This window comes from Krasilnikovia sp. M28-CT-15 (genome assembly GCF_047159595.1).
In the GTDB taxonomy this organism is placed as follows: Bacteria; Actinomycetota; Actinomycetes; order Mycobacteriales; family Micromonosporaceae; genus Actinoplanes.
In genome coordinates this window covers 6654080-6667245 of the sequence record NZ_BAAGAK010000001.1, presented here as the reverse complement: position 1 = coordinate 6667245, position 13166 = coordinate 6654080, and the positions used below count along the sequence as shown (strand labels likewise).

10 protein-coding genes are annotated in these 13166 nt (G+C 68.9%); 6 read left to right on the top strand and 4 right to left on the bottom strand.

Going from position 1 to position 13166, the window contains the following annotated elements; genetic code table 11:
- Window position 1: 1 nt before the first annotated feature.
- Both ACMCNO_RS30525 and ACMCNO_RS30520 read right to left on the bottom strand, forming a co-directional pair.
- Window positions 2-640 (bottom strand): sugar transferase, encoded by a 639-nt coding sequence (locus tag ACMCNO_RS30525; protein WP_412752880.1) that lies wholly within the window; start codon window positions 638-640, stop codon window positions 2-4.
- Window positions 637-1770, bottom strand: coding sequence for a DegT/DnrJ/EryC1/StrS family aminotransferase (locus ACMCNO_RS30520; RefSeq protein ID WP_412752879.1), 1134 nt, complete (start codon window positions 1768-1770; stop codon window positions 637-639). Before ACMCNO_RS30520 ends, ACMCNO_RS30525 begins: the two co-directional genes overlap by 4 nt.
- A gap of 101 nt (window positions 1771-1871) precedes the next feature.
- On the opposite strand from ACMCNO_RS30520, the gene ACMCNO_RS30515 reads away from it, so the two are divergent.
- Entirely contained in the window at window positions 1872-2462 is a 591-nt protein-coding gene (locus ACMCNO_RS30515) for a low molecular weight phosphatase family protein (RefSeq protein WP_412752878.1), read from the top strand.
- Window positions 2463-2497: 35 nt separating this feature from the next.
- Here ACMCNO_RS30515 and ACMCNO_RS30510 read toward each other — a convergent pair whose 3' ends face one another.
- Entirely contained in the window at window positions 2498-4099 is a 1602-nt protein-coding gene (locus tag ACMCNO_RS30510; RefSeq protein ID WP_412752877.1) for a polysaccharide biosynthesis tyrosine autokinase, read from the bottom strand.
- A gap of 216 nt (window positions 4100-4315) precedes the next feature.
- On the opposite strand from ACMCNO_RS30510, the gene ACMCNO_RS30505 reads away from it, so the two are divergent.
- The 3 genes from ACMCNO_RS30505 (at window position 4316) to ACMCNO_RS30495 (ending at window position 9222) form a co-directional block, all read left to right on the top strand.
- Window positions 4316-6232, top strand: a complete 1917-nt coding sequence (locus ACMCNO_RS30505; RefSeq protein ID WP_412752876.1) for a polysaccharide biosynthesis protein — start codon at window positions 4316-4318, stop codon at window positions 6230-6232.
- A 114-nt stretch (window positions 6233-6346) separates the two neighbouring features.
- A complete protein-coding gene (locus tag ACMCNO_RS30500) occupies window positions 6347-7639 on the top strand; it encodes a nucleotide sugar dehydrogenase (RefSeq protein WP_412752875.1) in 1293 nt (430 codons plus the stop codon).
- Window positions 7640-7794: 155 nt separating this feature from the next.
- Window positions 7795-9222, top strand: a complete 1428-nt coding sequence (locus ACMCNO_RS30495; protein WP_412752874.1) for a hypothetical protein — start codon at window positions 7795-7797, stop codon at window positions 9220-9222.
- Between the two features lie 72 nt (window positions 9223-9294).
- Here ACMCNO_RS30495 and ACMCNO_RS30490 read toward each other — a convergent pair whose 3' ends face one another.
- Window positions 9295-9918, bottom strand: coding sequence for a sugar transferase (locus ACMCNO_RS30490; protein ID WP_412752873.1), 624 nt, complete (start codon window positions 9916-9918; stop codon window positions 9295-9297).
- 1328 nt (window positions 9919-11246) lie between these two features.
- Between ACMCNO_RS30490 and ACMCNO_RS30485 the strand changes: the two genes are divergently transcribed.
- Together ACMCNO_RS30485 and ACMCNO_RS30480 are read left to right on the top strand one after the other, a co-directional pair.
- Entirely contained in the window at window positions 11247-12635 is a 1389-nt protein-coding gene (locus tag ACMCNO_RS30485; protein WP_412752872.1) for a Tat pathway signal protein, read from the top strand.
- Window positions 12636-12662: 27 nt separating this feature from the next.
- A complete protein-coding gene (locus ACMCNO_RS30480) occupies window positions 12663-13148 on the top strand; it encodes an SAM-dependent methyltransferase (RefSeq protein WP_412752871.1) in 486 nt (161 codons plus the stop codon).
- The last annotated feature ends 18 nt before the right edge of the window (window positions 13149-13166 follow it).

The following is a 13166-nucleotide window of genomic DNA, read 5'->3' as shown; positions in this document are numbered from 1 at the left end:
GTCAACTTCCTGACGGGGGATGGGGCTGCGCGGTCGAGGCGCGCACGAACTCGGGCATCGTCGCGTCCCCCGCGGCGGAGATGCCCTCGCGCCGCAGGACGGCCAGGACCGTCTCGGCGCAGATCCGTACGTTGAGTGCGATGGAGCGGTTCTCGACGTACCAGACGTCCAACGCGAATTTCTCGTCCCAGCTCAGTTCGTTGCGGCCACGCACCTGGGCGAGCCCGGTGACGCCGGGCCGGACGAGATGGCGGCGCGCCTGCTCCGGGGTGTAACGATCCAGGTAGCGCAACAACAGTGGCCGCGGCCCGACGAGACTCATGTGCCCGCGCAGGACGTTCCACATGGTCGGCAACTCGTCCAGGCTGGTCGAGCGCAGCAGCCGCCCGAGCCGGGTCAGCCGGTCGGCGTCCGTGACCAGGCCGCGCTCCGGGTCGACGTCGCGCATCGTGCGGAACTTCACCAGCGTGAACGGATCTCCGTGGCGCCCCGGCCGCGGCTGACGGAACAGGACCGGGCTGCCGAGCCTCGTGCGGACCAGCACCGCCACCAGCACGAGGACGGGAGACAACAGCACGAGTACGGCGAGCGCGACGCACACGTCGACGCCTCGCTGGGCGGCATCCGTGGCGCGGCTCATCGGCGGCTGTCCAGGAAGCCCATGATGCTGTCGCAGATCTTCCGGGTCTCGGGTTCGCCGAGGGCCGAGCCGCTGGGCAGGCTGAGTCCGTGCTCGAACAGCCGTTGGGCCGAGCCGTTGACGACCGAGCGGGCCTGCGCGAACACAGGCTGCAGGTGCATCGGCTTGAACACCGGCCGGGTTTCGATGCCCGCCCCGGCGAGATGCCCGGCGAGATCCGCCGCGGCCCACCCGCTGCGGTACGGGTCGACCACGATGCTGGTCAGCCAGCAGTTGGCGGCCGGGTCGTCCGCGCCGAGCAGCCGAACGCCGTCGGTGGCGGCGAACAGCTTGGCGTACGCGTCCCGCAGCGCGCGGCGGCGGGCGATCATGCCGTCGAGGCGGTGCAACTGTGCGCGTCCCAGGGCGGCCAGCAGGTTGCTGAGCCGGTAGTTGTAGCCGACGTCGACGTGTTCGTAGTGGGCGACCGGTTGCCGGGCCTGGGTGGACAGGTATCGGCACTTCTCGGCGAGGGCCGCGTCGTCCGACAGGAGCATCCCGCCGCCCGAGGTGGTCATGATCTTGTTGCCGTTGAACGACAGCACCGCGGCACGCCCGAACGAGCCCGCGGGGCGCCCACCGAACGTGGCACCGAGCGCCTCCGCGGCGTCCTCGACCAGCGGCACCCCGTACCGGTCGCACAGGGGAAGCAGGGTGTCGTAGTCGGCGCAGCGGCCGTACAGGTCGACCGGGATCACCGCGGCCAGCCGGGCCTTTCCGCCGTCCAGTTCGGTGCAGAGGCCGGCCAGCAGCGCGGGGTCGAGGTTGCCGGTGTGCGGGTCGACGTCGACGAAGACCGGCTCGGCCCCGGTGTACGCGACCGCGTTGGCGGTCGCCGCGAAGGTCAGGGTGGGCACGGCGACCAGGTCGCCGCGGCCGACCCCGAGCGCCAGCAGAGCCAGATGCAGCGCCGCCGTGCCCGAGCTGGTCGCGACCGCGTGGCCGACCCCGCACCGTTCGGCGATCTCGTGCTCGAATGTGGTCACCGCGGGTCCCGCCGGTGCCACCCAGCCGGAGCGCAATGCCTCGACGAGGTACGTCTCCTCAAGCGTGCCGATGTCCGGCGGGGACAGCAAAATCTGATCGGTCAACGTGACGCATCCTTCCCGGGCACGTTGGCCCGGTATCCGGGGCCGCAGCGCGGGCGGCCGAGAGAGGGGCGCGCACCAGCGCCAGGAGAGGGAGTGACCCTGTGGATGACGGCCGGTTCGGAATCCTGTTCGTCTGCCACGCCAACCTGTGCCGGTCGCCGTTGGCGGAGAGCCTGGCCCGGCGCGCCCTGCACGACGCGTTCGGGCCGGCGGCGGGGGCCGTGCGGGTGTCCAGCGCCGGTACCCACGCCTACCCGGGGTCGGCGATGCACCGTGGCAGCGCCGCCGTGCTGCACGAATGCGGTATCGATGCGGGCGGCTTCACCAGCCGGCCGCTGCGGGCGCCGATGATGGCCGAGGCGGATCTGGTGCTGGCGGCCGGTCGGGAGCAGCGGGCCGCATGTGTGTCCCTCGAACCGGGCGCGGTGCGCCGGACGTTCACGTTGCGGCAGTTCACCCGCCTGGTCTCGGCGGTGCCGTCCACCCCGGATCTGACGGCCGGGCCGGTGCCCCGCCGCCTGCACCTTCTCGTCGAGCGGGTGCACGCGACCCGGCACCTGGTGCCCGCGGTCGCGGCCGCCGAGGACGACCTGCCCGACCCGGTCAACCAGCCCGTCGAAGCGTTCCGCGACTGTGCGGGTGAGATCTGGCAGTCGCTGGGCACCGTTGTCGGTGCGATCCACGCGTCCTGACGCCACCGGTTCCGGGGTCATCGCCGGTTCAGGGGTCATCGCCGGATCCGGAGCGTGGACATCGACATGAAGCCGTCGCTCCGGCCGTCGTGCGACGGGTGGGTGTGCGGCAGGCGGAGTTCCGTGGTCGGGGCGTCCGCACCGGACCGGCTGTGCCGGGCCGGGCGGGCGGCGGCCCGGCCCGTCGCGGGTACGGCCGGAAGCGACTTCGGCGGCGGGGGGAGCGTGCCCAGGTTGCGTTTGGCCGGGGTGACGGGCGCCTGCAGCGGCAGCGCGGCGGCCAGGTCCTCCTCGGACGGGCCGTAGCTGTAGTACGCGTACGCGCCGCCGCCCTTCCTGGGCGTCATGTTCAGGACGCACCCGAGCAGCCGGGCGCCGACCGCGGTCAGCGCCCCGGCCGCCGAACCCGCCTGGGCGGTCGTCGTCTTGGCGTGCCGGGACACCAGGATGCAGCCGTCGGCGAGGGTCGCCATGACGGCCGCGTCGGTCACCGGCAGCAGCGGCGGGGTGTCGATGATGACCACGTCGAACGCGCCGCCGAGGCTGGCCAGCAGATCGGCCATGTTGCCCGAGCCGAGCAGCTCGCTCGGGTTCGGCGGGACGTACCCGCTGGGCAGCACCCAGAGGCCGCTGCCACCCCACGCCTGCACCACGTCGCGGACGTTGGCCTGCCCGGCCAGCACGTTGGTGAGCCCGACCGCCCCTTCGAGGTCGAGATACTGCGCGAGCCTCGGGCGGCGCAGGTCCGCGTCGATCAGGAGCACCCGCTTGCCGGCCTCGGCGAACGCGATGCCGAGGTTGCAGACCGTACTGGACTTGCCCTCACCGGGCAGCGCGCTGCTGACCACCAGGCTGCGCAGCGGCCGGTCAACGTTGACGAACTGCAGATTCGTCCGCAACTGCCGCAACGCCTCGGCCCGGGTCGACTGGGCACTGCCCTCGGTGATCAGTGGCGACTTCTCCGCCTTGCCGTCGAACGGCACCGCGCTGAGCACCGGCGCCGACGTGGCCTTGTTCAGCGTCTCCGGCGAGCGGATGGTGCTGTCCAGCGACTCGCGCAGCGCCGCGATCCCGACCCCGAGGAGGAGTCCCACGACGATTCCGAGCCCGACGTTGCGTACGGGCTGGGGGGAGACCGGCGCGTCGGCGAGCTTCGGCTCGGCGATCACCTTGACCCCCACGGTCGCGACCTTCGCCCCCGGCGGCGTTTCCAGCTTCTCGATCAGCAACGGGAACTGCGCCGAGAGGATCTGGGCGAGCTGCAGGGCCCGGGCCCGGTCCTCGTCCGTGACGGTGGCCTGCACCAGGACCGTGTCGGGCACGACCTGCGCGGTGATCTCGGATTGCACCGCCTCGGCGGACAGGTCCGTCTGCCCGGTGGCCACGATGGCCTGGGCGAGCCGGTTGCTGGTCAGCACGTCGACGTACGACTTCACCCGCTGCTGGGAGAACAACCCACCCTGGTAGGCGTCGGAAACCGCCGTTCCTCGTGTGCTGACGAAGAATGTGGCCGACGCCGCATATTTTGGAGGGGTCAGCAGGGTGATCGTGATGGCGACACCCACGGCGACGGCGGTCGTCCCCACCACCAGCCACCAACGCTTGCGGATCGCGCGCAGATAGTCGCGCAGGTCCATTAAGGTCCTCCTCGTTAGGTACGCCCCCGGCATCCGCCATTCGGTCAGTCCGGACTGGCCGAACTGCGCATGTGTGTCGCTTGGTTTTGCGCGTTGTCCCTGTCGAGCCCGTCGCGCAGCGGGGCTCGGCGGGTTCAACGCCCCATAGCGCGTTTGATGATGGTCTGCAGCGCAAAAACTCCGATGGATGTTTGAAAATCACCCAGAAGAGGACGCATGACATTTGCAGCGATGATCCGGCGGCGTAAAACCCCAGTTCAGCGGCCTCGTATTCTCGGTCCTTGGTCGATCGATGCGGGCGCCTGGGTGTTTGGTCTGCTGGCCGCAATCCTCGCGCGATACGACCTCGATCCGGTGGCGTCGCCCATCGTGGCCACTGCGGTTGCTATCGCGTGCGCAATTACGTTACAAACGGCGATCGGACATCAGCAGTACCTTTACCGGGGCCGTTATGGTTTCGGCACGTTCGAGGAAGTTCGTGCGGTGTTCACGACCGTTCTCGCGGTTGTCGTGATCCTTTCCGTGGTCGACCTGCTGGTGCCCGGCAGGCCGATGCCGCTGAGCGCGCCGCTGCTCGGCGGCCCGGTCGCGCTCGTCATGATGCTCGGCGTGCGTTACCTGCGCCGTCTGCAGAACGAGCGGCGGCTGCGGCCGGACGCGGCCCAGGCCACCCCGGTCCTGCTGTTCGGCGCGGGAGCCGCGGGCCAGCGCCTGACGCGCTCCCTCCTGCAGGACCCCGCCAGTCAGTACGTGCCGGTCGGCCTGCTCGACGACGACCCGGCCAAGCGCCAGCTGCACGTCAGCGGCGTACCCGTGCTCGGTGCCCGGGAGAACATCCCGGACGCGCTGACCTGCACCGGGGCGCGGACGCTCATCTTCGCCGTGGCGAACGCCGACGCTTCGCTGATCCGGCACATCCGCGGTCTTACCCTCGGCGCCGGTGCCACCTTCAAGGTGGTGCCGTCGGTGAGTGAGCTGCTCGACGGGCGGGTCCGGGCCTCGGACGTGCGTGACGTGAAGGTGAGTGACCTGCTGGGCCGCCACCAGATCGACACCGATCTGGAAGCGATCGCGGGCTACCTCAAGGACAAGCGGGTCCTGGTCACCGGCGCGGGCGGCTCGATCGGTTCGGAGTTGTGCCGCCAGCTGGACCGCTTCGAGCCCGCACAGCTGATGATGCTGGACCGCGACGAGTCCGCCCTGCATGCGGTGCAGCTCTCGCTGCGCGGGCGCGCGCTGCTGGACAGCCCGGACCTCATCCTCGCGGACCTGCGCGACACCGAGGCGATCAAGGCGTTGTTCGCGGAACGCCGTCCCGAGGTCGTGTTCCACGCCGCGGCGCTCAAGCACCTGCCGTTGCTGGAGACTCATCCGGGCGAGGCGGTCAAGAGCAACGTGTGGGGTACCCAGACCGTGCTGGAGGCCGCGGCCGAGGCCGGGGTCGAACGGTTCGTCAACATCTCCACCGACAAGGCCGCGAACCCGAGCAGCGTGCTGGGCTACTCGAAGCGGATCACCGAGCGGCTCACCTCGCACGCCAGCACCACCAGCGACGGCACGTTCCTCAGTGTGCGGTTCGGCAACGTCCTGGGCAGCCGCGGTTCCGTGCTCACCGCGTTCGCGGCGCAGATCGCCGCGGGTGGGCCGATCACCGTGACCGATCCGGACGTCACCCGGTATTTCATGACCGTCCAGGAGGCGGTGCAGCTCGTGATCCAGGCGGCCGCGATCGGCCGTGATGGCGAGGCACTGGTCCTCGAGATGGGCAAGCCGGTGCGCATCGCGCAGGTCGCCAAGCAGATGGCGGAACAGTCCGACTCCCCGGTGGAGATCGTGTTCACCGGGCTGCGGCCGGGCGAGAAGCTGCACGAGGAACTGTTCGGCGAGGGCGAGGAGGATGCCCGGCCGTTGCATCCGCTGATCTCGCACGTGGCGGTGCCGCCGCTGGACCCCGCCGACGTGCGGGTGCTCGCCCCGTACGCGGAGGTCGGCCGGGTCGTCAAGGACCTCGCCGTGCTGTGCGACGCCGACCCGGGCGACGCCACGGGAGCCGAACAGCGGATCACCCGCCAGGTCTCCTCCGCCGACCGTCCTCGCGAGATTGTCATGACCCTGGGCCCGAACGCCGCATAGATATGCACCTTCGGACCACAGCGCAACCGCCTCGGAGAAGTTGAAGCAGACATGCCCTCCACCGGACGAATCGTTGATATGCGTGCGCGCCACGCGAATCGGCTTCACGGCAGCATGCCGGTCCAGCGCGCGGCGGCGGACGCCTCGTTCGCGTACGACACCGCCGTCGTCGGCTTGGGTTACGTCGGCCTGCCCACCGCGCTCGCCCTGCAGGACAGTGGCCTGCGCGTGCTCGGCCTCGATGTCAGCGACGCCCGTATCGCCGACATCCGGACGGGCCGGGCAGACCTGTTGGACGCCGACCACCAGCGGCTGGCGTCGGCACTCGCGGCCGGCCCCGGCGCCTTCGTGTTGAGCAGCGAGGCGGGCCCGCTGCCGGAGGCGGAGACCGTACTCGTCTGTGTGCCGACGCCGATCGACGAGCACCTCGCGCCCGACCTGACGGCCCTGCGGGCCGCCTGCCGGACCGCGGTGGAGCACGCCGTGCCGGGCCAGACCCTGGTGCTGACCTCCACCACGTACGTGGGTTGCACCCGGGACCTGCTCGTCGGGCCGCTGCGCGAGCGCGGATTCGAGGTCGGTGCCGACATCTTCGTGGCGTTCGCCCCGGAGCGGATCGACCCCGGCAACGACCGCCACACGCAGCAGCAGGTCCCGCGCGTCGTCGGTGGTGTCACGTCGGAATGCGTGAAGCGGGCCGCCGCGCTGCTGGAGCACTGCGCCGGCTCCGTCCATGCGGTCAGCAGCGTCGAGGCCGCCGAGATGACCAAACTGTACGAGAACACGTTCCGTGCGGTGAACATCTCGATGGCCAACGAGTTCGCGGACATCAGCCGCGGGCTGGGCCTCGACATCACCGAGGTCATCACGGCCGCCGCCACCAAACCGTACGGATTCATGCCGTTCTTTCCGGGCCCCGGGGTCGGCGGGCACTGCATCCCGTGCGACCCGCACTACCTGTTGTGGCAGCTGCGCGGTGACCGGGTCACCTCGCCGCTTATCGAGACAGCGATGACGCTGGTCGCCGGGCGGCCCACCAAGGTGGTGCAGCGGGCCGTGGAGGTGCTGGCGGAGCGGGAGATGTGCATCGTGGGCGCGCGGGTGCTGATCCGCGGGGTCGCCTACAAGCCCGGGGTCGCCGACGTCCGCGAGTCACCCGCCCTGGAGATCATCGAGCGGTTGCGTCGCGCCGGTGCCCGCGTCTGGTTCACCGACGAGCTGGTCGACACGGTACGGGTGGGCGGAGTCGACCTGACCTCGGTCCTGGCGCCCGAGGCGACGGACTGGGACCTGGTCATCGTCCACACCGTTCATCCGGGGTCGGACGTCTCCTGGCTCAGTGACGTCCCGGCGGTGCTGGACACGACGTACCGGCTGGGCGAGCTGACGCATCGCAGCGTACTTTGACGTATTGATGCAGGCCGTTATGGTGCTAATGGTCCCGTTAACGGCTGACGGGTAATCCACATTGGCCGTTTTCGCTGCATCTGTTCCTCCTTGCTGATCTTGACAGCGCTTCCTATGCTGCGCGAGGTTCTCGATCAACTGATTTGGGGGAGAGTGTGGCAAGAAGTAGTTTCCGGCCGTGGATCCGGGGCCTGGGCGCCATCGGGCTCATCGGGCTGGCCGTCGGCGCCTCGTCGACCGCGGCGGCGGCCGCTCCCGCCGCGCCGATACTCGGCGCCGGTCCGGACAGGACCGTCACGGCCGAGCCCGGCGGCAAGGTCACGGACCCGATCACGGTGGTCAACACGGGCCCCGCCGATGTCACCAAGGCTTACCTGTCCCTGTCGTGGCTGCCCGGCATGAAGCCGGTCAAGACGTTCGACAACTGCCACTACGGCGATCGTGGCGCCTACTGCGAGTTCGACACCGCACTCGTGTTCGGAACGCAGTACGCGCTCCAGCCGCAGATGCAGTACGACATCGCCGCGGACACCTTCGCGCCGAGCCACCTGTTCTCCGCTTCCTCGTGGTACACCGCCGGGGAAGCGGAATCGCGACTCGAATCGTGGCGCAGCACGTATCCCACGCGCGGCACGGACGGCACGCTCGCCCTGCAGGACACGACGGCGAAGGTGGTCACGCCGAACGGCGACGCCGTCAACATCCGCAGCGCTCTCGAAAAGATCGAGATCACGGGCGACAATCCGCTGAACCTCAAGGCGGTCGGCGCCACGGTGCACGGCCAGGTCGGCACCACGGTCAAGGTGAAGGTCAGCCAGCAGAACGCGGGGCCCGCGACGGCCAGCTTCTGGAGCAACGTCATTCCCGGCCTGAAAGCCAACACGCTGGTCACCGTGCCGCCGGGAACCACGGCCGTCAAGAACCCGAAGAACTGCCACCCGTTCCACAAGAACCACCTGGGCAGCCCGGAGCCGGGCCAGGCGCAGTACGCCTGCTACCTCGACCGGTCGCTGGCCAACGTGCTCAAGGTGAACACGAGCCAGGACTGGGAGTTCGAGCTCCGGATCGACCGCAAGGGCGAGACGAAGGGCAGCGTGAAGACCAACTTCTCCTGGCAGATGGGCGGTCAGCACGGCAAGGACACCAACGTCGCCGACGACACCGCGGAGATCGTCGTCACCGGGGACGAGACCCCGAGCAACCCCGGCACCGGAACCGGCACTGGTAACGGCACCGGCAACGGAACCGGCAACGGAACCGGAACCGGAACGGGCACTGGTACCGGCACGGGCACGGGCGCCGGAACGGGCACGGGCACGGGCACGGGCACCGGTACCGATGCCGGCACCAGCACGGAGACTGGCACCGCCGCTGGCAGCACGGAGACCGGCACCGCTGCTGGCGGCACGGACACCGGCACCGTGAACGCGGGCGGCAAGGCGGACAGCGGCTCGGGTGGCGGCCTGGCACTGACGGGCGCCAACGTGATGACCGTCGCGGGTGTCGGCGTGCTGCTCATGTCGATGGGCGCTCTCGCCTTCGTGCTGATGCGTCGGCGGCGCGCTACCCGGTTCGTCGCCTGATCCGTCCGTACCCCGCACGGATTCAAGGACCCCGGCCCTCGGCACCGACCGAGGGACCGGGGTCCGTCACTTCTACGGAGCGAATCCGCGGATCACGTCGAGGTCCGTTTCCACGGCCGCGGGATCGACCACCACACCCTTCGCGGACAGGACGAGGACGAACGTGGCGGCGAGGATGCGCAGATCGAGGAGCAGGCTCCAGTTCTCGACGTACCACACGTCGAGCTCGAACCGCTCGTCCCAGCCGAGGTGGTTGCGCCCGCGTACCTGCGCCAGGCCGGTGATGCCGGGACGCACGGTGAACCGCAGTCGCTCGCGCGGCAGATACCAGTCGTCGAACGTGGGGAGCAGCGGACGCGGCCCGACCAGGCTCATCTCACCGCGCAGCACGTTGAACAGGCCGGGCAGCTCGTCGATGCTCGACATGCGGAGAAGCCCACCCAGCCGGGTCAGCCGCTCGGCATCGGGCAGATCTCGCCCGGCATCGTCGCGGGCCACCCGCATCGTGCGCAGCTTCACCAGCCGGAACGGCTGCCCGCCGAGACCGGTCCGTTCCTGGGTGAAGAAGAACGGCCTGCCCATGTCGATCCAGACAGCCAGGATCGCCAGGAGCAGGACGGGTGCGGTCGCGACGAGCAAAAGCAGTGAGAGAACGACATCGGTGCAGCGTTTCGCCGCCGAGTTCGCAATGGACATCGAGATTTTGCCTCACAGACTGTGGTTGTCATCGGCACGGGTGCAGACTGCCTGCGACGTCCGGTAGGACCGGGCGGAACTCGTCGCAGAGTTCCCGCCGGGCCGTCCCACTTCTGTTCTCCGCAGACGCCGAGCGTGTGTGGCTCCGCCCGCGCTCGGGTGCGGGCGTTCATCCACAATGGAGCATTGGCAAAGGGAGCATGGCCGGGATCGGCACACACGGGAGACAGGCGCGCAGTGATACGGAACGAGGCGCGCCCCATCGGCCGGAGCGCCCCTCGTTTCCGATCATGGCGTCTGTCAGGAGTATTCCCGACAAACCGGCATTGGACGCGCGCCACGACGAGGTGTTTTCACAGTCCGTCCGTTCGCGCTGTGCTGGTACGGCGATGACGGCCGAGCAACTAGAGCGACGACACGTGCCCTCCTCTGGCCGCCGGAGTCGTCGCCGGTGGGCCAGTTCGACGTGATCGACCGCTAGGGATCAACGTCCAGTCCAGCCGCAGGGACGATTAGCGATGCCAGCCAAGAAAACGGTCATAGAGATCACGAACGGGCCCGGGATTCTCGGCGAGATCTTCCAAGGCTTCGTACATGCACGAGGCGAGGTAGAACGTGAGGCTCGTGAAGCACTCTTGGTGCTGCCTTGCGAGCTCGATCCGAGCGTCCGCACAGGGCCACGGTGCCGTGCACACCGCGCAGCGCCATGACGGTCGAGCGGCGACGTGCTCGGAAGGCGCACTCGGCGTCACCGACGCCCACCGTCGGCACGATGTTCTTGCCGGGGCGTCAACAGGGCGGCGGTCTCGCCGACCTGGGGCAGATTCCGCGTTGGCTGATTCCAGACGGCGGTCCGATCATTCCTCCGGGGTCCACGTCCAGCACCGGTGCGACCCGCGCCCTGACAGCCGAGGCCGTCAGGGATCGGTTCGCCGGACTGCCAGGCGCCGCCGTCTGGGCAAGGCAATGTCAAGCCGCACGAGCAACGGCGTCGCACCCCACGCCAAACCCTTCGATGCCGTAGCCTTCCGGCGTCGGGGCGGATGGTCGCTGTCGCTCTTCGACCGGTCTTCCCATCCAGTCGCCGCCGCCAAGCAGATAGTCTGTCTCTAATCTGGCGGGTGACGGCTGCGGGAATCCTATTCGGACGCACGGCCCGACCTCCTCGGCTTGATTCGCAACGCTACGGGGACCTCCCACGGGGCGTCTCCTGCGCTACGTTGAGCAAACCGTGGATCACCTGCGGAGGGCATCACGTTCTGCGGGCCACTGTGGTGAACGAGGTGAAAGATCGGCGGAGAATGGGGTCGAGCGTGCCGGTGCAGCGGATGACCAATACCAAGCTTCTGTCGGTGATTGCGGCCGCCGAACTCACGCACGGTCAGGTCGCACGCGACATTCACCGCATTGCCGGGGAGATCGCAGACGACGGCTCCGCACCGGCTGACGTGGCGGGAATCGGACGCTCCCACGTCTCACATTGGGTCGCGGGCGTTACGCCCTCTGGTCGCTTGCCCGCCTTGCTCTGCGAGGTTCTCTCTCGCAGGCTGGGCCGGACGGTAACGCCCGAGGAAATCGGCCTGCCGAGCGCGCCCCCGTCGGCCGGGGGCACGCTGGGGTGGGAAGCGGATACGCTGGTCTCGCTGAGGGATCTTGGGGGAGCGTACGTGGACGCTGCGCGACGGCGCGTACTAGCCACCGCCGCCTACTCGCTGGCCGCGTTGACGTTGCCTGAACCGGCCTGGTGGGCGCGCATGGCGGCGCTCGTCCGCGCACCGTCCGAGGGAGCCCAGGTCGGGAGGGGCGATGTCGCTGCCGTCCGTGAGGCCGTGGCGCTGTTCTCCCGGATGGATCAGCGGCGGGGTGGCGGACACGCGCGATCGGCTGTGGTCCAGTACCTCACATCGGACGTCGCGGCATACCTTCGTGGCCGGTATTCGGACGACGGCGTTCGCCGCGACATGTTTTCGACGGGCAGTGAACTTGCATATCTGTCGGGTTCGATGGCATTCGACAATGGCGAGCACGCTGCCGCGCAAGGCTTCTTCAATGTTGCCGTGAAGCTTGCCGCTGAGGCTGACGATCCTGCTATCGCCGCCCACGTCCTGCGGGCGATGGCGCACCAAGCCGTCGATCTTGGCCATTATCGTGAGGCGCAAATGCTGGCGGCCGCGTCGATGGAAAGACATAGGTACACCGCGGCATGTCACCGCGAGCGCGCCCTTTTGGGCGTCGTGAATGCGCGAGCCCTTGCGGCAGGAAAGCAGGCCAGGGGTGCCGCGCAGGCCCTTCTGCGTGCAGAGTCCGACCTGCGAAACGCGGAACCCGGCGATGATGAGCCGCAGCGTGTGTTCTTTTTCGCGGAGGCGAGTCTGGCACACGAAACGGCGTGCACGCTACGTGACATGGGAGATCTGCGTGGAGCAGTACAGCAGTTCCGGCGCAGCGTGCGGACGCGCAGGGCATCCTCCTTCACCCGCACTCACGCTGTCACGCTGGGATATCTGGGCGCAGTGCAAGCGCGCCAAGGCGAACTTGAGGCGGCGTGCAGAACCTGGAGTAAGGCGCTCGACGCGATGGAAGGCGTCAGATCTGGCCGAACCCGGCAGGTCGCCGCAACGGTTCGTGGAACGCTGTCTCCGCTGCGTGGGCGCCGAATTCGGCTTATCCACGAGGTGGATGCCCGTGCTGGATGTTACCTGGCTGCACATTCATAACGTAGGCGCATGGGGAGGAGTGCAGTGATGACGGCCGAGACGTTCACGGTCGAACCGGTTGGGCATGTGGTGGGTGGCCGCGTCGAGCCGACCGATGACTACTGGGGAGGCACCCGGGCGATCATCAGGATCGACGGCGACAGGTTCACCCCGGATGCCACGAAGGGCTTGGACGAGTTCTCGCACCTGGAGATCGTGTTCCGCTTCCACCTTACGGATCCAAGCGATCTCAACCTCGGCGCCCGCCGACCCCGGGACAACCCGGCGTGGCCCGAGGTGGGGATCTTCGGGCACCGCAACATGCGCCGCATCAACTGGCTCGGCGTTTCCCGCTGCCGTCTGGTGAAGGTTGACGGCCTCGACCTGCATGTGGAGGAGCTGGACGCGGTTGACGGCACGCCGGTATTGGACATCAAGCCCTGGTTCGCCGAGTTCGGTCCCCGGGGCGAGATCTATCAGGCTGCCTGGACGACGGAGATGCTGCCGGAGTATTTCGCGCGCCCGAAGCGTTAGAGGGCCTGGCCGCGCTCG

Bases quoted from the DNA above. Each gene is read 5' to 3' on its own strand.
- ACMCNO_RS30525 (WP_412752880.1), bottom strand. From the start codon at position 640: ATGAGCCGCGCCACGGATGCCGCCCAGCGAGGCGTCGACGTGTGCGTC.
- ACMCNO_RS30510 (WP_412752877.1), bottom strand. From the start codon at position 4,099: ATGGACCTGCGCGACTATCTGCGCGCGATCCGCAAGCGTTGGTGGCTG.
- ACMCNO_RS30505 (WP_412752876.1), top strand. From the start codon at position 4,316: ATGACATTTGCAGCGATGATCCGGCGGCGTAAAACCCCAGTTCAGCGG.
- ACMCNO_RS30500 (WP_412752875.1), top strand. From the start codon at position 6,347: ATGCCGGTCCAGCGCGCGGCGGCGGACGCCTCGTTCGCGTACGACACC.
- ACMCNO_RS30490 (WP_412752873.1), bottom strand. From the start codon at position 9,918: ATGTCCATTGCGAACTCGGCGGCGAAACGCTGCACCGATGTCGTTCTC.
- ACMCNO_RS30485 (WP_412752872.1), top strand. From the start codon at position 11,247: ATGACCAATACCAAGCTTCTGTCGGTGATTGCGGCCGCCGAACTCACG.
- ACMCNO_RS30480 (WP_412752871.1), top strand. From the start codon at position 12,663: ATGACGGCCGAGACGTTCACGGTCGAACCGGTTGGGCATGTGGTGGGT.